The sequence below is a fragment of the Tropicimonas marinistellae genome (genome assembly GCF_001509585.1).
Classification (GTDB): Bacteria; Pseudomonadota; Alphaproteobacteria; order Rhodobacterales; family Rhodobacteraceae; genus Tropicimonas; species Tropicimonas marinistellae.
On sequence record NZ_LNCI01000008.1, the window covers coordinates 51329 to 69909 of the forward strand.

Annotated in this window: 20 protein-coding genes; 5 read left to right on the top strand and 15 right to left on the bottom strand. The window is 62.2% G+C overall.

What is annotated here, in order from left to right:
* Window positions 1-8 precede the first annotated feature (8 nt).
* Both nusA and rimP read right to left on the bottom strand, forming a co-directional pair.
* Window positions 9-1625, bottom strand: coding sequence for a transcription termination factor NusA (gene nusA / locus ARC39_RS17285; protein WP_068116101.1), 1617 nt, complete (start codon window positions 1623-1625; stop codon window positions 9-11).
* Between the two features lie 17 nt (window positions 1626-1642).
* A complete protein-coding gene (rimP, locus tag ARC39_RS17290; protein WP_201455770.1) occupies window positions 1643-2242 on the bottom strand; it encodes a ribosome maturation factor RimP in 600 nt (199 codons plus the stop codon).
* Between the two features lie 195 nt (window positions 2243-2437).
* Between rimP and ARC39_RS17295 the strand changes: the two genes are divergently transcribed.
* Entirely contained in the window at window positions 2438-3643 is a 1206-nt protein-coding gene (locus tag ARC39_RS17295) for a cation:proton antiporter (protein ID WP_068116102.1), read from the top strand.
* 31 nt (window positions 3644-3674) lie between these two features.
* Here the strand turns inward: ARC39_RS17295 and pip are convergent, their stop codons facing one another.
* Window positions 3675-4664: a prolyl aminopeptidase gene (gene pip, locus ARC39_RS17300; RefSeq protein ID WP_068116103.1), complete on the bottom strand. Its 990-nt coding sequence runs from the start codon at window positions 4662-4664 to the stop codon at window positions 3675-3677.
* 68 nt (window positions 4665-4732) lie between these two features.
* On the opposite strand from pip, the gene ubiG reads away from it, so the two are divergent.
* Window positions 4733-5479: a bifunctional 2-polyprenyl-6-hydroxyphenol methylase/3-demethylubiquinol 3-O-methyltransferase UbiG gene (gene ubiG, locus ARC39_RS17305; RefSeq protein ID WP_068116287.1), complete on the top strand. Its 747-nt coding sequence runs from the start codon at window positions 4733-4735 to the stop codon at window positions 5477-5479.
* 16 nt (window positions 5480-5495) lie between these two features.
* Here the strand turns inward: ubiG and thpR are convergent, their stop codons facing one another.
* Genes thpR through ARC39_RS17330 form a run of 5 tightly spaced genes read right to left on the bottom strand, consistent with a single transcriptional unit; the run spans window position 5496 to window position 8400 of the window.
* On the bottom strand, window positions 5496-6038 hold the full coding sequence (gene thpR, locus ARC39_RS17310) for an RNA 2',3'-cyclic phosphodiesterase (RefSeq protein ID WP_068116104.1): 543 nt from the start codon (window positions 6036-6038) through the stop codon (window positions 5496-5498).
* Window positions 6039-6055: 17 nt separating this feature from the next.
* A complete protein-coding gene (locus tag ARC39_RS17315) occupies window positions 6056-6496 on the bottom strand; it encodes a MarR family winged helix-turn-helix transcriptional regulator (protein ID WP_068116105.1) in 441 nt (146 codons plus the stop codon).
* A complete protein-coding gene (locus ARC39_RS17320; RefSeq protein ID WP_068116106.1) occupies window positions 6496-7326 on the bottom strand; it encodes a carbon-nitrogen hydrolase family protein in 831 nt (276 codons plus the stop codon). Before ARC39_RS17320 ends, ARC39_RS17315 begins: the two co-directional genes overlap by 1 nt.
* Before the next feature lie 14 nt (window positions 7327-7340).
* The gene (gene grxC, locus ARC39_RS17325) at window positions 7341-7604 is read right to left on the bottom strand and encodes a glutaredoxin 3 (protein ID WP_068116107.1); all 264 of its coding nucleotides are present in this window, start codon (window positions 7602-7604) and stop codon (window positions 7341-7343) included.
* 28 nt (window positions 7605-7632) lie between these two features.
* On the bottom strand, window positions 7633-8400 hold the full coding sequence (locus ARC39_RS17330) for a ComF family protein (protein ID WP_149866472.1): 768 nt from the start codon (window positions 8398-8400) through the stop codon (window positions 7633-7635).
* Between ARC39_RS17330 and ARC39_RS17335 the strand changes: the two genes are divergently transcribed.
* Together ARC39_RS17335 and hemH are read left to right on the top strand one after the other, a co-directional pair.
* Complete coding sequence (locus tag ARC39_RS17335) at window positions 8399-9259, top strand: methyltransferase domain-containing protein (RefSeq protein ID WP_068116108.1); 861 nt, start codon at window positions 8399-8401, stop codon at window positions 9257-9259. The two genes, ARC39_RS17330 and ARC39_RS17335, sit on opposite strands and share 2 nt — an antisense overlap.
* Window positions 9260-9317: 58 nt before the next feature.
* Complete coding sequence (gene hemH / locus ARC39_RS17340; RefSeq protein ID WP_068116109.1) at window positions 9318-10358, top strand: ferrochelatase; 1041 nt, start codon at window positions 9318-9320, stop codon at window positions 10356-10358.
* 132 nt (window positions 10359-10490) lie between these two features.
* Here hemH and ARC39_RS17345 read toward each other — a convergent pair whose 3' ends face one another.
* Together ARC39_RS17345 and ARC39_RS17350 are read right to left on the bottom strand one after the other, a co-directional pair.
* Window positions 10491-10673, bottom strand: coding sequence for a ferrochelatase (locus ARC39_RS17345; protein ID WP_068116110.1), 183 nt, complete (start codon window positions 10671-10673; stop codon window positions 10491-10493).
* Between the two features lie 140 nt (window positions 10674-10813).
* A complete protein-coding gene (locus ARC39_RS17350; protein WP_068116111.1) occupies window positions 10814-11416 on the bottom strand; it encodes a L,D-transpeptidase in 603 nt (200 codons plus the stop codon).
* A 168-nt stretch (window positions 11417-11584) separates the two neighbouring features.
* Between ARC39_RS17350 and dalA the strand changes: the two genes are divergently transcribed.
* A complete protein-coding gene (gene dalA / locus ARC39_RS17355; protein WP_068116112.1) occupies window positions 11585-12076 on the top strand; it encodes a divisome-associated lipoprotein DalA in 492 nt (163 codons plus the stop codon).
* A gap of 46 nt (window positions 12077-12122) precedes the next feature.
* Here the strand turns inward: dalA and ARC39_RS17360 are convergent, their stop codons facing one another.
* The 5 genes from ARC39_RS17360 to ARC39_RS17380 form a co-directional block, all read right to left on the bottom strand.
* Window positions 12123-12617 carry a L,D-transpeptidase family protein gene (locus tag ARC39_RS17360; protein WP_068116113.1) on the bottom strand — a complete coding sequence of 165 codons (495 nt, stop codon included), beginning with the start codon at window positions 12615-12617 and terminating at the stop codon, window positions 12123-12125.
* Between the two features lie 85 nt (window positions 12618-12702).
* A complete protein-coding gene (locus ARC39_RS17365) occupies window positions 12703-13521 on the bottom strand; it encodes an ion transporter (RefSeq protein ID WP_068116114.1) in 819 nt (272 codons plus the stop codon).
* 27 nt (window positions 13522-13548) lie between these two features.
* Window positions 13549-14781 (bottom strand): class I SAM-dependent RNA methyltransferase, encoded by a 1233-nt coding sequence (locus tag ARC39_RS17370; protein ID WP_068116115.1) that lies wholly within the window; start codon window positions 14779-14781, stop codon window positions 13549-13551.
* Window positions 14782-14888: 107 nt separating this feature from the next.
* Window positions 14889-16721, bottom strand: a complete 1833-nt coding sequence (locus ARC39_RS17375; RefSeq protein WP_068116116.1) for an ABC transporter ATP-binding protein — start codon at window positions 16719-16721, stop codon at window positions 14889-14891.
* A complete protein-coding gene (locus tag ARC39_RS17380; protein ID WP_068116117.1) occupies window positions 16718-18574 on the bottom strand; it encodes an ABC transporter ATP-binding protein in 1857 nt (618 codons plus the stop codon). The genes ARC39_RS17375 and ARC39_RS17380 overlap by 4 nt, the downstream gene beginning before the upstream one ends.
* Window positions 18575-18581 lie beyond the last annotated feature (7 nt).

Genomic DNA, 18581 nt, shown 5'->3' on the forward strand with positions numbered 1-18581 from the left:
GCCTGAGATCAGGCGCCGACCTCCTCGGCTTCGCCGTCGGTCTCTTCGTCGGCTTCGGTCTCGAGATCAGCCGGATCGACCCAGCCGAGTTGAATACGTGCTGTCATCACCATGTCCTGTGCCTCGCCAAGCGAGACATCAAACTTCTCCAGCACCCCATCATCCTTGATGCGTTCGCCCTCGACGGTCGTCCAGCCGCCGGCCAGTTCCCAGTCGGCGCAGGTCGCGAAGTCTTCCAAAGTCTTCACACCGTCCTCAGCAAGCGCCTCGATCATTTGGGGCGTGAGACCCTCGAAATCAATAAGGCTCTGCTCGACACCCATCTCGCGGGCCCGCTCCAGGGCCTTCCGGTTGATTTCGTCGATGTGGTCACGGGCACGGGCTTGAAGCTCGTTCGCGGTGTCCTCGTCCACGCCGTCGATCACCAGAAGCTCGTCGATCTCCACGTAGGCGACTTCCTCGAGGCTCGTGAAACCTTCAGACACCAGCAACTGGGCGAAGAATTCGTCGAGATCGAGCGTGTCCATGAAGAGTTGCGTGCGCTCCTCGAATTCCTTCTGGCGGCGCTGGCTTTCCTCTTCCTCGGTCATGATGTCGATGTCGAGCCCGGTCAACTGGCTTGCCAACCGCACGTTCTGACCGCGCCGGCCGATGGCAAGGCTGAGTTGCTCGTCCGGCACCACAACCTCGATACGCTCGGCCTCCTCGTCGAGCACAACCTTGGAGACCTCGGCCGGTTGCAACGCATTGACCAGGAAGGTCGGCACATCCTCGTTCCACGGGATGATGTCGATCTTCTCGCCCTGCAACTCGTTCACCACCGCCTGCACACGGGAGCCGCGCATACCCACGCAGGCACCCACAGGGTCGATGGAGCCGTCGTAGGACACCACGGCAATCTTCGCGCGGCTGCCCGGATCGCGTGCCACCGCCTTGATCTCGATGATGCCGTCGTAAATCTCCGGCACTTCCATCTTGAACAGCTCGGCCATGAACTCCGGTGCCGTGCGGCTCAGGAAGATCTGCGGTCCACGGGCTTCGCGGCGCACATCCTTGATGTAGCAACGAATACGGTCGCCATTGCGGTAGCTCTCGCGGCCGATCTTCTCGTTGCGGCGCAGGATCCCCTCGCCACGACCGATATCGACGATGACGTTGCCGTATTCCTCGCGTTTGACGACCCCATTGATAATCGTGCCCGCGCGATCCTTGAATTCCTCGTACTGGCGATCCCGCTCGGCCTCACGCACCTTCTGCAGGATGACCTGCTTGGCTGATTGCGCGGCGATCCGGCCCATCTCGACGGGGGGCACTTCGTCCGTGATCACGTCGCCAACCTTCGGGTCGTCAAGATACTGCTTTGCCTGCTGGACCGTCAGTTCCGCCTGGTAGTTCTCCAGCTCTTCGTCCTCGACCACCGTACGCACTCGGGTAAAGGTCGCCCGGCCCGTCTTGCGGTCGATGGAGACACGAATGTCCATCTCAGAGCCGTAGCGCGACTTCGCCGCCCGCGCGAGGCTTTCCTCCATCGCTTCGATTACCAGCTCCGGTTCGATCATCTTTTCGCGGGCCACAGCCTCGGCGGTCTGCAGCAACTCAAGCTGGTTGGCGGATGTGATGGCCATCTCTTCTTGGTCCTCTCTTACGAGTTCTCTGCGGCGCCGTCCTCGGGCGCCAAAACGGTCTCTATTTCGTCGAACTGGGCTTCGTCGATGTCGCCGGAATGCTTGCGCTGGCTCAGCATCTCACGAATCAGGTCGTCGGTGAGCACAAGCTTCGCATCCGAAAGCCATTCGAACTGGAGCCCGATCAATACCGGCCCGCCTTCATGGTCGATCTCGATCAGGACTTCGCCGTCTTCGACGCCCTTCAACTCACCCTTGAAGCGGCGCCGGCCGTCGATCAGCTCATGGGTCTCCAGCTTGGCCTCGTACCCCTCCCAGGTCTCGAAATCCTTCAGCCGGGTCAACGGACGGTCAATCCCGGGGCTCGATACTTCCAGCGTGTAATTGTCTTCGATCGGGTCCTCGACATCCATCACCGCGCTCACCGCGGTAGATATCTCGGCGCAATCATCGACCTCGATGCCACCGTCGGGCTTCTCGGCCATGATCTGCAGAGTCTTGGTCTTGCCCGACATAAGGCGGATACGCACCAACTCGTACCCCATCCCCTCGATGACGGGCGACAGAATCTCAGCCAGACGCTGGTCCATGTTGGTTTTTGCGATCAGGTCGGTCACGATTGTTCCAAACACAAAAAAACGGGCGCGCGGCCCGTCGATCTTTCCCGGTGGAGCTTTCGGGTTGCCCCGACAGCGCCGCTGTTGGATGCGCATATACGCACTGGCAGAGCATTCCGCAAGCCCTCGTCGCGGGAACTTGGCGGATATGGTGGTTTCGCTCTAGTCTGCCTGGGTTGGGCGCCGGAGGACTTCATGGATCACTACATCAACGCAATCGCTATCTGCATACTGGCGTTCTGCTTCTTCTCGGCGCGTTTGGCCAGGGCTGGCGTCACAATGCCAATGGTGTTCCTCACGGTCGGCGTCGCAATCGGAGTTACGGGGCTCGATTTGGAACCGGGCGCGGCGACCACGTTTCACACGCTTGCCGAATTGACCTTGGCACTGCTGCTGTTTGCCGACGCGACGCTCCTCAACCGGGAGGCGATGCGCGCAATCGGAAACTGGACCGCGCGCATGCTGCTGATCGGATTGCCGCTGGCTATCGCTTTCGGGAGCCTGGCAAACTGGATCCTGTTGCCGGATTGGCCGCTGTGGGAGATTTGCCTGCTAGCAGCACTCCTTGCACCGACCGACGCCGCACTCGGGCAATCCATCAAGTCGAATAACGCGATCCCGCAGAAACTCCGTGATACGCTGAACGCAGAAAGCGGCCTGAACGACGGGTTGGCACTGCCGTTTGTGATCTTCTTTGCCAGCCTCGCGGCTGGCGGACACGACGAGCCGGAAACGCGCCTAATAACAAGCGTCGTGGTGCAGATCGGGCTTGGCGGGCTGATCGGGTTGGCGGGCGGATGGATCGCGGGAAAACTGCGCGGGGCAGCCGAAACGCGCCAGTTGATGGATCACGCGTTGGAAGGCGTCGCCACGCTCGCACTTGTAGGCACGGTCTTTTTCAGCGCCGAGCATCTTGGCGGAAACTCCTTCGTGGCGGTTTTCGCGGCCGGATTTGCCTATGGCGTCACGGCCGGAGCCCCTGCGGGACATGCGCGGGAATTCATCGAGAGCGATGGCCAGTTCCTCGCGATCATGAGTTTCTTCTTTATCGGCGCCATCTTTGTTCCTGCCGCACTCAGCATTCTCGACATCCGGCTGCTGACCGTCTTCGCCGTGTCGCTTCTCGTGGTGCGCCCGGTTGCAATCTGGGTGTCCCTCGCCGGTACAGACGCCACGCCAAACGAGCGCGTGTTCTTCGGTTGGTTCGGACCGCGCGGGCTGGCGACCGCGCTCTTCGCCGTTTTCGTCATCGTCGACTTTGGACAGTTGCAGAACGGCCAGGAAATCCTCGTCGCGGCAATTGCTTCCGTGCTTGTCTCTGCCTTTGCCCATGGGATCACCGCCCGTTGGGCACCGGAGATCTTCAAGCTCGGAGATGTCGCGGCGAGTACCCGCGTGTAGCGTAGCAAGGCCAGGGTGCCGGCGATCTGGGCTAGAACCCCAGCCGCCCCGCGATCCGGCGAACCGAATCAGTCACTCTCACAAGTTCGGAGGTGATACCGGGCTCAGTCAGTGCGTGCCCGGCCATTCCCACCATGCGCAATTCACCGCGCGACCAGCGTTCGGTGAGCTTCCAAGCGGATGCCGGTGGGCAGATCATGTCGTACCGCCCCTGCACCACCGTGCCCGGGATGTGCGATATCAACGACATGTCCTCAAGAATGCGACCGTCGCGCTCCAACCAACCGAGATTCCGAAAGTAGTGGTTTTCCAGCCGCGCAAAGGCGCGGGCGTAGTCCGGCGGGCTGTCGGTTCCGGGGCCTTCGTGAGACATCGCCGCGAGTGCATTTTCCCAGGTTGCCCACGCCCGCGCAAATCGCACCTGCACCGAGCGGTCATTGCCGAAGAGGCGCCGCGCAAAACCTTCGATCACGTCGCCGCGCTCGCTCTCCGGCAGCAGGCCGGTGAAACGCTGCCACTGCTCGGGAAAAAACGCGCCTGCACCACCGCCGTAGAACCACGTCAACTCAGCCCGCGTCATCAGGAAAACGCCGCGCAGGATCAGGTAGGCCGCACGGTCGGGATGCGTCTGCGCGTAGATCAGAGCCAGCGTTGCGCCCCAACTGCCGCCGAACACGACCCAGCGGTCGATTCCGAGTTCCTCGCGGATCAGTTCCATATCCGCCACGAGGTGCCATGTCGTGTTCGCTTCCACGCTGGCATGGGGTCGCGACCGTCCGCAGCCTCGCTGATCGAAAAGCACGATACGATAGTCGTTCGGGTCGAAGAACCGGCGCATCGCCGGGCTGCACCCACCGCCGGGACCGCCATGGAGCACGACGACCGGTAGCCCGTCGGGGTTGCCGCACTGTTCGACGTAGACCCTGTGGCCATCGCCGACGTCCAACACCCGCTGGTCAAACGGCGCCAGTGGCGGATAGAGAAAGTCCTGTGCGCTTTTGTGATCTGCGACCCTGTCCATGAGAGAGCTATATAGCGGACGGTAGGACGGCGCCACGCCCTATCCGCGCCATGATGAAGGAGCTGCCGATGACCCCGACCCAGACCACCGTCGACCCCGCCGAGGTTGCCAAGTTCGAGGCAATGGCGGCCGAGTGGTGGGATCCAACGGGTAAGTTCAAGCCCCTGCACATGCTCAACCCGACCCGTCTCGACTACATCACCCGCCAAATCGCGGCGGAATTCGACCGGGATCTGTCGGCCGACGCTCCTTTCGAAGGGTTGCGGCTCCTCGATATCGGATGCGGCGGCGGGCTTCTGAGCGAGCCCATGGCACGGCTTGGTGCAACGGTTGTGGGCGCCGACGCCGCGCAGCGGAACATCCCTGTGGCGCAAATTCATGCGGAGCAGTCCGGACTCGAGATCGACTACCGCTGTATCACTGCGGAAGAGCTCGCCGCGAACGGAGAGCAATTTGACGTGGTCCTGAACATGGAGGTGGTGGAACACGTCGCCGACCCTCTGGCCTATCTGACCGCCTGCCAGCAACTGCTGAAGCCCGGCGGGCTGATGATCTGTTCGACCATCAACCGCAACGCAAAGAGCTTTGCGATGGCGATCATCGGAGCCGAATGGGTGATGCGGTGGCTGCCTAAGGGCACGCATGAATGGGCGAAATTCATCACACCGGACGAATTGAAGGATCTTTTCGTCAAGGCCGGCCTGACACCCGAGGATGCCACCGGCTTCGTCTTCAACCCGGTAACATGGACGTGGTCGCTGTCGCCGACCGACCTGTCGGTGAACTACGTGACCGCTTCGACCAAACCCGCCTAGCGGCCCGGCACTAAGGTCAGGTCAACGGATAGCTTGCAAGTTCGGTATGCACCGCCGGGCCGCGCCCCAGGTCTGACCGGAAAAGCGTGAACGCCTCTACCTCGAAGGCCGGCGGCCGCAGGAGCGCGTGACTTTCGAGGAAGCGGCCCAGACGCGCCGCCTCGTCGCGGTTCGGCGGCCGGTTGATGCGCGCAAGCGTGATGTGAGGACGATACCGTTCGCGCGCAAGGACGATGCCAGCGGCTGCAACCTTGCCGCGCACCGTCGCGTGCAGTTCCATCAATGGGTCGCTCCGGCGCAGGGTCGCGGCGAGGATCTTTGGTTTGCGACCGCCAAAATGGTCCATTCCGTCGATCTGCAACGAGAAACGCGCCCCGGTGATCTCCGACAACCTTTCGTGAACCGCCACGACCTCACCATCGGAAAGCTCGTCGAGAAACGCCAGAGTGAGGTGCAGATTCTCCGGCGGTGCGGGGCGGCCCACCGGTGTCCCCTCGGCGATCGAAACGAGCGATTCGCGGATATGTTCAGGAACGGCGATTGCCACGAAACAGCGCATCTTGACGTGCCGCGACCTCAGATCTCACCCAGGCGTTCCCGCAACTCGCGCAGAATCGGCAACGCCTGGCGGACTCGTTCCGGCCCGATCTCCTGCACGACGTCGCCGATAATTGGGGCAACGGCCGCAATCGCCGCTTCCCGCGCAGCGCGCCCCGACGGGCTGATGGAAACGAATTTCCGGCGCGCATCCTCCCAATCCGGGCGGATATGGACGTGGCCCGCCCACTCCAGCTTGTTCAGTGTGTTGGTCATTGCCCCGCGCGTGAGGTGAAAGGCCTGAGCGAGTTGCGCGGGCGTGCGCTCCTCGTTCAATCGCGCAAGATGGTTGAGGACCGAGAACTGACTCAACTCCATTCCCTTGGGTAACGCCTTGGTCAAGCGGGTATGGGCGAGCTGGTCGATGGTGAATATCTCACTGAAAAGCGCCACCGCAAGGCTGTCGGTCTGTTGGCTCATCAGGGCCCCCCGAATTCGCGGTCGTGGCGCAGAGAGGGGACACGTGCGCGCGCTTCCGCAACGGCCGCCATGTCCAGGTCAAGATATGTGATCCCCGGATCTTCCCCGCCATCGGCCAGCACTTCTCCCCATGGAGAGACCGCAAGGCTGTGCCCGTATGTCCGCCGCGCCCGGCCACGCTGCGCCTGATGCGTGCCGCATTGCGCCGGTGCCAGCACGAAGGCGCCACACTCGATGGCCCGCGCCTGAAGCAGCGCACGCCAGTGCACAGCACCGGTGATGGGTGAAAAGGCAGAGGGAACTGTCAGGATCTGCGCACCGCCCTGCGCAAGACGCCGGTAGAGATGCGGAAAACGGATATCATAGCAGATCGACATTCCGACGACGCCAAAGGGAGGATAGGCGCAGACCGCCTCGGCGCCCGGCCGGTACCCCGCCGATTCGCGATAGGTTTCGCTATCGGACACGTCCACGTCGAACATGTGGATCTTGTCATACCGTGCCACGACACCGCCGGTTGGATCGATCAGGAAGGATCTGTTTGCGAAACGCCCATCGTCATCGTCTGTGGCGAGCGCCAACGACCCGATCAGCAACCAGATACCGTGGCGTGCTGCCGTGTCGCGTAGCCCGTCGAGCGTGATGTCGTCCTCTTCGCTCCGCAGAACGTGGCGCTGCCAGGTTCGACTGGCCGACAAGCAATTCGTAACCTCCGGCGTTAAAACGAACCCGGCCCCGTCGGCGGCGGCGCGATCAATCATCGCCCGCGTAACCGGCAGGTTTTCCTCCGGCTCGTCGGTCACGTTGAGTTGCAGCAGGGCAGTTCGCATGACGTGGTCCGGGCTCAGGCAGCGGCGTTGAGAAGTGGGTCGAGCTTGCCCGCGCGCTCCAGCGCGTAGAGTTCGTCGCAGCCGCCAACATGGGTATCGCCAATGAAGATCTGCGGAACGGTATATCCACCGCGGGCACGCGCAGTCATCTCCTGCCGGCGCTCGGGCGCGGCGGCGACATCGATCTCGGTAAACGTCACGTCTTTGTTCGCCAACAGGCGCTTGGCCGAGTGGCAGTAACCGCAGAGCGGCGTCGTGTAGATTTCAACTGGTTGCATGAAGATCTCCGGGAGTATCGGGCGGAGCCTACCCGTCCTTGACCACGCGCGCCAGTGCCAGAACGTCCACGTCCGCTGCGCCGGCTGCAAGGCAGGCATCGGCACAGGCCGCAAGTGTCGCGCCGGAGGTCAGCACGTCGTCTATCAGGAGCACCTTGCAATCACGCAACCGCTCTCTGTGCCGCGGGTGAACCGCAATCGCGCCATCCAGGTTCTGAAACCGCTGGTCCCGACCACGCCCTTCCTGCGTACCCGTGTGCCGCGTACGCCGTAATATGTCCGGACAGGCCTCCAGTTTCGTCTGCGCCGCCAGCGCCCGCGCAAGCAGAGCGGATTGATTGTATCGACGCCGAAAGAGGCGCCGCCAATGGAGGGGAACCGGCACGATCAGGGTGCCCGGCGCGAGAAGATCGCGCCCGGCCCTGGCCATCCAGCGGGCGGCCGGACGCGCAAGCTCGGTCCGGTCGCCATGCTTGAAGCCGAGCACGAGCCGCCGCCCACTTCCACGGTAGATCATTGCAGCCCGCCCTCGCGACCACGGCCGGACAATGGAAAGGCAGTCGTCGCAAAGAACCCGACCGCCGGGATCCTCACCCGGCAACGGCGCGCCGCATGCGTCGCAGACCAGACCCGAAATGAAAAACGTGTCCCGCCAGCACGGACCGCACAGACCATCTTCGGTGCCCAGTACCTCGTTGCAGGCAAGGCAATGGGGGGGATAGATTGTGCGAAGCGTTGCCTGCAGCGCCGCCCGCACAATCACACCTGCCTGCTTCTTCCTAACCTGCCCAACCATGACTCGACCCCGACTGACCGACCGAGCGGCGCTGAGCCGCGCTCGCACCCGCGCCCGGAAAACTCCGGGCGGAATGGCCGATTTCCTTCATCGGACGGCCGCCGACGAAATGCAGGAAAGACTGGAACTGGTTAACAGGAGCTTTACGAATGCGGTCGTGGTCTCCGGTTTCCCCGAGTTGTGGGCGGACCTGATGCCGCAGGCCCGACAGATCCCCGACACCGAAGTACTGGATCTGGAACCGGGCGCGCATGATCTTGTGGTTCACGCCCTTGCGCTCCACTGGGCCGATGACCCGGTGGGGCAGCTCGTTCAGGCGAGGCATGCGCTGAGGCCCGACGGATTTTTTCTGGGTTGCCTGTTTGGCGGAGAGACGCTGTCCGAGCTGCGCACGACCCTTGCAAAGGCAGAATCCGCCGAGATGGGCGGCCTGTCGCCGCGGGTCGCACCGATGGGCGAGATTCGCGACGTCGGCGCACTCATGCAACGCGCAGGCTTCGCGCTGCCGGTTGCAGATTCGGTTCCGCTGACCGCAACCTACGAAACAGCGTTTCACCTGATGCGCGACCTGCGTGCCATGGGCGAAACCAATGCACTGGCGGCACGCCATAGGGCACTCGCGCCGAGACGCCTGTTCCTGCATATGGCCGAGGACTACGCCGCCCGCTATCCGGTCGATGGCGCGCGCATCGCCGCGACATTCGAGCTCATTTTTCTTGCAGGCTGGGCGCCGGCCGCCTCACAGCCGCAACCATTGCGCCCGGGCTCGGCCGCCACGCGGCTGGCCGATGCTCTTGGAACCCAGGAAATTGGACCGGACGATGTTGGCACGCCGCCGTCACCGGATGGGTCCGATTGACGAATTGCCCACACCTCTTATCTCGTCACGTAGAAGCCTATCTCAGCCAGGAAAAGACATGACCGACCATCTCCCCGCCGACCATCCCCCGGTGCAACCTGAGAAAATCGGTGTTCTTCTGGCGAATCTGGGGACACCGGACGATACGGACTATTGGTCTATGCGCCGGTACCTCAGCGAATTCCTGTCCGATCAGCGGGTCATCGACTACCCGAAGTGGAAATGGCAGCCCCTCCTGCAACTCATCATCCTTTCCAAACGGCCCTTCAGTTCCGGCGCGGCCTACAGGTCCATCTGGAACGAAGAAAAGAACGAAAGCCCGATGATGACCATCACTCGAGACCAGACAGCGGGAATCGCGGCAGAGATGACCGCACGCTTCGGAGATCGGGTCGTGGTGGACTTCTGCATGCGCTACGGCAACCCCTCAACCAAATCGAAGGTTCGGTCGCTGATCGAACAGGGCTGCCGCCGTATCCTCTTCTTCCCGCTCTATCCGCAGTATGCCGGTGCAACTTCCGCTACGGCAAACGATCAGTTCTTCCGCGCGTTGATGGATGAGAAGTGGCAGCCGACGGTTCGCATCGTGCCACCCTATTTCGAAGAGCCCACCTACGTTGATGCGCTGGCGCAATCGGTCGAACGCGCCTACGGCGCCTTGGAGCAGAAACCCGATATGCTGGTTTGCTCCTATCATGGCCTGCCCCAGCGCTACCTCATGGAAGGCGATCCATACCATTGTCAGTGCCAGAAGACGACGCGGCTGCTGAAGGAAAGGCTAGGCATATCGGATGAGGCGATTACCACCACGTTCCAGAGCCAGTTCGGTCCCGAGGAATGGCTCCGGCCGTACACGGTCGAACACGTTGCGGAACTGGCGCGCGCCGGAAAGAAACGAATTGCCGTGATCGCGCCTGCATTCTCGGCCGATTGCATCGAGACGCTTGAGGAGATCAACGAGGAAATCCGGGAGAGTTTCGAGGAGGCAGGCGGCGAAAGCTTCACCTACATCCCTTGCCTCAACGACGATGCTGCGCACGTGTCTGCGCTGAGCGATGTCATTGAGACCAACCTCAAGGGCTGGATCGAGCCTGCATGACGCGGGATCAAGAAAGCTCATTGGTGCCGTGACCGAAACGACGGGATCGTATCGTCCGGCGTCGACGTTTCAGAAATGAAAAAAGGCGGGTGTTGTGACCCGCCTTTTTCCAAATTCTGATCGCGTATCGAATCAGGAGCTGGCGGCAGCCGCACCGATCACGATGAAGATCAGAAGCGGAATCCACAGTCCGCCGCCGGACGTGCCGGTGTCTTCTTCGATGATGACCGGCTCGATGACCGGCTCTTCGTAGCCACCCGCGAAGGTGGCGGTCGCAGCCAGCGAAAGAGCAGCGGCGAGAGCAAGCTTCTTCATGTTAACCTCCAGTTTCCGCACGGACGCAATTAGTGAGGACGCCCGCGCCCCAAATAGTACCTCGTGATCAATTCCTTGCAGAGACTCTGGCATTTGGCAATTGTTCACAGAGACGCCCCATCGCCGCCGCGTCAATGTCGTCAAATAAGCAACACCTGCGTGCCCGAAGTTGTCAGAGAAAAAAGCTCGGCAATATGCTCATTGTAGAGGCCGATACAGCCGTTCGACGATGGCCGTCCGATCTTGCGCGTATCGTGGGTTCCGTGGATCCGATAGTACTTCCAGCCCAAGTACAACGCATGGGTGCCGAGCGGGTTGTCGGGGCCCGGCGGCACGAAATCAGGCCATTCCGGATTTCGCTTCTTCATCGACGGCGTCGGCGCCCAGGACGGCCCCTCGACCTTGCGGATCACGCTCGTCCGGCCGCGCCGGGTCAGTTCCTCCGAGATCGGAACGCTCGTGGGATAGACCTTGTAGATTGTCTGATCCGACGACCAGAAGTGCAACGCGCGGGAGTCGATATCCACAAGGATCGCGCCGTTCGCAGTGGACGAGAAATACGGCTGCCAATTCCTCGCCAGGAAACCGCCGATATTGCGTCGCACCGACGCGTCGTTCTCCCGCACTGGCTCGAATACGGTCGTCTGTGCGTAGGCCGGTGCCGCGAGCATTCCAAGGGCTGACGCAGCTCCTGCCCGCAAGAACCGGCGGCGGTTCAATGTCTGATTTGTCGAATCTCTCATTTCTTCCTCATAAGGGGCATCCGCCATCCTCGGTCGGCGGGATTGTATTGCGCGAATGCCCCGGTCGCAATTCAAAGCGTCGGGAGGTTGCGACGGCTGCGCGAAGTGTTTGAACCATCGCCGGCTTGCAGCTAGACGAAAGGGAACCAAAACCTCACGGCCAAATTCATGACCCGAACCACCCTCCTGTCCGTTCTACTTGGTATTCTGCTAGCGGCCTGTAGCCCGACGCCTTCCAGTGTCGACGGACAGAAGATCTATCGGATTTCTGCCGGTGACACCGCTGAAATCCAGTATCGAATGCTGGATTCAGTCAACAGCCTCCGGACCGCGGCGGGGATTCCCTCCGTTCAGCTGGACTCGCAGCTCAATGCCGCCGCGGCGACACATGCACGGGACATGTCGCTGCAGAATCGTCCCTGGAACTTCGGATCGGACGGCTCTTCCCCCATCACCCGCGTCGCCCGCACCGGGTATCCCGGTTCGTTCCGTGGCCAGGCCTTTGCCGAGAGTTACGAGAGCGAACTCGAGACGTTGTCGGCCTGGATGGATTCTCCATGGAGCACGATCATCATGGATCCAGACGCGCGCGATCTCGGCTTCTCCTGGTATCAGGAGCGGAACGGCAAGATCTGGTGGGTTCTCGTGACCGGCGCCTGACGGCGTGAACAAAAACCGTTCTCATCCATGAAACGGAAACTGGACGTCAGGCGTAGATGTCGATTGGCGTTCCGTTGCGGACCATGGCGTAGATACTCTCCATTTCTCGATCCTTTACTGCGATGCAGCCGGCGGTCCAATCCCGGCCACGCGGGTCTTCCGGTCGCCGATCGCCATGGATGAAAATATCGCCGCCCGGGTCGCGCCCGAGCGCGGAGGCGTAGGCGACGTCCTCCGCATTGGGATAGGAAATACCCAACGACAGGTGAAACGAGCTGTTCGGGTTGCGCCGATCGATCAGATAGGTTCCCTCCGGCGTCTTTCCATCGCCACGAAACCGTTTCGGACCATCGGCGTCACCCAGATGAACCTGGTAATCCGCCAGGAGAATCCGGCCGTGGAACAGGTAAAGCTTGCGCCGCTGCTTCACAACCTGGACGCGCGTCACCTGTGGTCCGTCGTATCGTTTGAACTTGCTCGAACAGCCTGCGAGCGCAAATGCGGCGCCACCGGCCAGAAGTGCCCGTCTCGGAACGTACATGCCTGCCTTGTCCCTTTGTTTGTTTTGCCGCGAACTATAGCAGATTCCGGCAAATGGTGAAGGGAACGAATGGCGCGGTACGTGTTCACATTTTGCCCGATCCCGCCTTTTCGGACGGAGCTACACCCGGTTCGACCTGACCCGCCGCCTGCAACCGACGCTCGATTGATTCCAGCCGGGCCAGAACCTCGTCGCGGTAGGCATCGGTCTGCGCAGTGTCCTCCTCGTGATGCGCATCCTGCATGGAGTTCACGATCAGACCCACGAGCAGGTTCACCACCGCGAAGGTCGTCATCAAAATGAAGGGCACGAAGAAAACCCAGGCGCGCGGATGCACCTCCATCACGGGCCGGACGATACCCATCGACCAGGATTCCAGCGTCATGATCTGGAAGAGCGAATAGGCCGAGCGCCCAAGAGACCCGAACCATTCCGGAAAGTCGGCGCCGAAGAGCTTCGTCGCCATCACCGATCCAATGTAGAACACCAGCGCCATCAGCAGGAAGACCGACCCCATCCCGGGCAACGCAGAAATGAACCCCTCTACCACCCGGCGCAGCCTTGGCAGCGCGGAGATGACACGCAGCACCCGGAGAATTCGCAGTGCTCGCAAGACCGACAGGGTATGTGCGCCCGGGATCAGCGAGATTCCGACGATGGCAAAATCGAAGAGGTTCCATCCGTTTCGGAAGAAGTTCCAGCGGTAGGCCACGAGCTTGGCAGCGATCTCCGCCACAAAGATCGACAGGCACAGATTATCCAGAAAGATTATCAGCCCGCCGGCGCGATCCATCACCGCTGGATAGGTTTCAAGCCCCAGCAGTATGGCGTTGAAAATTATTACGCCGATCACGAAATTTCGGATGCTCTGGCGCTCCAGCCAGGCCGTCAGGGTATCACGCATACAATTTCCTTCGGGGCGCGTTGCCATTCAGGCGCCGATATGGCCTCGCGATAGTCGCGCCGCAAGTTCCACGTGCACCGACCAGCGAAACTGGTCCACGACCCGCACCCAATCGAGGCGGAATCCTGCGCGGATGAGCGCGGCAGCGTCACGCGCGAACGTGACAGGATTGCAGGAAACCGCCGCAACAACAGGCACGTTCGACGCAGCAATCTGATCGATCTGCGCGGCGGCCCCGGCGCGGGGCGGGTCGATCACAACGGCATCGAACCGGTTGAGTTCCTCGGCCAGGAGAGGTCGGCGGAACAGATCACGCACGTCTGCGCTCACCGGTTTGAGACCGTCCGCCCGGCGCCAACCCTCTGTCAGCGCCTCTGTAAGCGGAACGAGGCCTTCAACGGCGTGAACCTCCGCCCCGCGTGCAAGCGGCAGCGCAAAAGTGCCGCATCCGGCGAACAGATCCGCGATCCGCGCCGCGTTGCCCACCGCTTCACGGACGGACGCCCGCAGTGCGGCTTCTCCATCCACGGTTGCCTGCAGAAATGCGCCGGGAGGCGGCGACACGGTGATTCCGTCGAAATCCACCGTCGGCGCGGTCCGCATCGCCACCAGTTCGGTGTCCCACGTCAGCCGAGAAAGAGAGTGCCGGCCAACGATTGCGCCCAGTTCGGCCCGCAGCGCCATGTCGAGCGGTTTACCCCCCGTGACGAAAACGTCCGGCCCCTCCGAGGCGGCCGTCACGGTGAGATCAAGTTCGCCCTTGCGCGAGCTTCCGATGCGGACGATGTCCTCGAGCGCCGGTCGGACCCGCAGCAATTCAGGGTCCAGCAACGTACACTCGGGTACATTCGTCACGGCGTTCGAGGCGCGCGCGTGAAACCCGACCAGAACTCCCTTTTTCGTGCGGCGGCCAGAGAAAACAGCGCGCCTGCGGGACTGCGGCGGGGATGTATGCATCGGGCGGAACTCTGCATCGAGCCCCTGCGCGGCGAGAGCGGTGTGTACAATCTCTTGCTTCCATTTGGCGACAAACCCGTCGTCGGCATGTTGGACCGAACAACCGCCGCACGCGCTGTAGTGCGGACATGGCGGTCTAACGCGGTGAGGAGACGGGCGCAGGATGCGCGGATCGAGCATCTGCCCATTCACGACGGCCCCCTGCACGGCCTCGCCCGGCAAGGTACGTGGAACGTAGATCGGGCCGGGTGCGATTCCGTCGCCACGATGGCCAAGGCGTTCGATTTCGACATCGTGGTTCATTGAGCGCATCCGATACAGCGTTGTTCACCCGCAGGAAAATGCAGCGTTCCCATTTAGCCTGCGCGAGCGGTGCTGACCAGCGGCTCGCACCCACCACGCGGTTGGATTCACTCCGCTGCGTCTGCGATGTTGAGAAACCCGCCTGATTGCCGCTGCCAGAAACGTGCGTAGAGCCCGCCCAAGGCCAGTAGTTCTGCGTGCGTGCCCTCCTCGGCAATCCGCCCGTGGTCGAGCACAACGATCCGATCCATGCGCGCGATGGTGGAGAGCCGGTGTGCAATGGCGAGTACGGTCTTGCCCTCCATCAGCCGCTCCAGCGCGGCTTGAATTTGCGCCTCGACCTCCGAGTCGAGCGCGGAGGTCGCTTCGTCCAGCACGAGAATGGGCGCATCCTTGAGGATTGCGCGGGCCAGGGCAATCCGCTGGCGCTGGCCACCGGAGAGGCGGACGCCACGCTCGCCGAGATGCGCGTCATACCCCTCTCGACCGCGGTAGTCCTGCAGATCGAGGATGAAGTCGTGTGCCTCAGCCCTTTGCGCGGCACTCACCATTTCCACTTCGCTGGCTTCGGGCCGGCCGTAGAGCAGGTTGTCGCGCGCAGAGCGATTGAACATCTCCGTTTCCTGCGTGACCATGCCGATCTGGCGGCGCATGCTGTCCTGCGTAACATGGCGAATGTCGTGCCCGTCGATCAGCACGGATCCCTCTTCGGGGTCGTGCAACCGCAACAGCAGCGAAACGAGCGTCGATTTACCCGCGCCGGACGCCCCGACAAGCCCGACCTTTTCGCCGGGCCTGAGCGTCAGCGACAGCCCGTCGATACCGCCCACCTCCCGGCCATAGGTAAAGCGCACGTTATCAAAGGTGACTTCGCCCTTGACGGGCGGCAGTTCCACGGCTCCGACCGTGTCGACCAGATCGTGCGGCGGAGTGAGGGTGCGGATACCGTCCTCAACCTCGCCGACATTGGCGTAGATGCCCATCATCGCGAAACTCACCCAGCCCGTCATCTGGGCAATGCGTATGGCGATCGTACCCGCAGCAGTGATGTCGCCCGCGGTCGCCGCGCCCTGCGACCAGAGATAGAGCGAGCCGCCGATGAGCAGCACCGGGAGCAACCCCGCGAGCGCCATGAGCATCGTGCGGAACTGAGTCGCCATCACGCCGAAATGTATCGCCATCTCGCGGAAGCTGCCCATCGCATCCAGCGCTTCGCTATCCTCCCGGCCAACATGGGCAAAAAGCTTGACCGTCTTGATGTTGGTGATCGTGTCCACGACCTGCCCCGAGACCATCGCCCGCGCTGCCGCCCGTTCCTTGGACCTTCCGCGAACGCGCGGCAGGAACCAGGAGATCAACAACAGGTAGAGCGCAAGCCAGATCGACAGCGCCATGGCCACCCGCCAGTCGATGGACGTCAACAGCAGCGCCGAGCCAATCAGGGACGCCAGGGCGAAGAAGATGACGTTAATGACTTCCGAGACGACATCCGTCACAGCGCGCGCAGTCTGCATCTGCTTCTGCGCGATCCGACCCGCGAAATCGTTGTCGAAGAAGGTGACCGACTGCCCCATGGTCCAGCGGTGCAGTCGCGAGAGCACAAGCGGCATCACGTTCGGCTGTACGACCATCGCGTTTGCCGCTGCCGAAGCGCCGAAGGCAACAGGGCGAAACAGAACGAAGAAAGCGACGGCAGCAATCAGCAGCGGCAGATTTCCGGAAAAGAAATCCGCCGGGCCTGTCTCCAGCGCCGTGTCTATGATCCGCCCAAGCAACAGCGCACTGAAAACCTCCATCGTACCCACGATGGAAGACAGGAGCCCCGCCGCCAGCATCACTGGCAAGCTCCCCCGCAGGCACCAGAACATAAACGGCAGCAATCGGCGCGGCGGCGGGCCGTCGGCGCGCGCGAAGGCGTCGATAAGATCGGGGAGTTTCATTCGGCCGCCTCCGGCTTGTCTGGCACCATGCCAATGAACCCACCCGACTGGCGCTCCCAAAAACGCGCGTAGAGCCCACCTCGCGCCAGAAGTGCCGCGTGGGTGCCCTGCTCGACGATGTGACCCCCATCGAGGACGAGAATCCGATCCATCCGGGCAATGGTTGACAGTCGGTGCGCAATGGCGATCACCGTCTTGCCTTCCATGACGCCGTACAGCGTATCCTGAATGGCTGCTTCGACTTCGGAATCCAGAGCCGACGTGGCTTCGTCGAGCACAAGAATCGGCGCATCTTTGAGGATCACACGCGCCAGCGCGATCCGTTGCCGTTGCCCGCCGGAAAGCTTCACACCGCGTTCGCCAACCCGCGCAAGGTAACCGGAATTGCCCTCCATATCCGTCAATTCATGGATGAACTCATCGGCCGCCGCCCTCTTCGCCGCGGCGATCATCTCGGCCTCGCTCGCCTCGGGTCGGCCGTAGAGAATGTTCTCGGCGATGGACCGGTGCAGCAAAGCGGTGTCCTGCTGCACCATACCAACCTGTCGGCGCAGGCTCTCCTGACTCACCTGGGTCACATCCTGTCCGTCAACGAGTATCCGCCCGCTTTCGGGGTCGTAGAACCGCAGAAGCAGCTTCACCAGCGTGGACTTTCCGGCGCCCGACCGGCCGATCAAACCAACCTTTTCGCCAGGTTCGATGTTCAGCGACAGGCGGTCCAGACCGCCCGCGCCGCGACCGTAGTGATGGCTGACCTCCTCGAAAGCGATCCGCCCCTCGCCAAGTACGAGCGCCGGCGCGCCCGGAACATCCGTTAGCCCGATGGGTTGAGCAATCGTCTCCATCCCCTCGGCCACCACGCCCAGGTTGCGGAAAAAGGACGACACCGCCCACATGATCCAGCCGGTCATCGCGTTCAACCGGAGTGTCAGCGCCGTCGCCGCCGCCACCACGCCAACGCTGGCTGCGCCCTGCATCCACAGCGCGACACACCAGCCAACGACCCCGACGATCAGCCAGCCGTTCAGAACCGTCAGAGAGATGTCCATGACCGTGTAGATCCGCATCTCCTTGCGGAAGGTCCGACGGGTCTCTTCGATCGCTTCCTTGGCATAGTCCAGTTCGCGGTCGTGATGCGCGAACATCTTGACCGAGTGGATGTTGGTATAGCTGTCGACGACCCGGCCCGTAACCTCGCTGCGGGCATCCGATGCCGCCTTTGATGCCGGACCGACGCGGGTGATGGTCCAGTGTAGAAGCACGCCGTAGAGCGCAAACCATGCCAGCAACGGCAGCACCAACCGCCCGTCTGCGTCCGCCAGCAGCACGGCAGCACCCACCAGATAGGCGAGCGCGAACGTCATCGCGTCGAAGATCTGGAACATCGACTCGTTGGCGGCCGGAGGTGTCTGCATGATCCGGTTGGCGATACGGCCGGCGAAATCGTTCTCGAACCAGCCGACCGACTGGCGCAACACGTGGCGGTGCGCCCGCCACCGGATGAGCGTGCCGAAGTTCGGCATCAGCCCGTTGTTGAGCACCAGCACATCAAGTGCCTGGAGGACCGGACGCAGCACAAGGATAAAGAGCGCGATCCCAATCAGCTCCCAGCGATGCGCCGACCAGACATCCGCAGGGGTGTTGCGGGAAAGGATGTCGACGATCCGACCCATGTAGTGAATGAGCCCAATCTCCACCGCCGCCACGAGAACCGAGAGCACCGCTGCAAGTGCAAACCATCTCTTGAACGGCTGCGCATACGCCCAGAGAAAGGGCCACAGCCGCTGTGGCGGAGTGTCGGTCTCCTCATAGGGCGTATAAGGGTCGACGATGTTTTCGAAGCGTCGAAACATCGGGGTT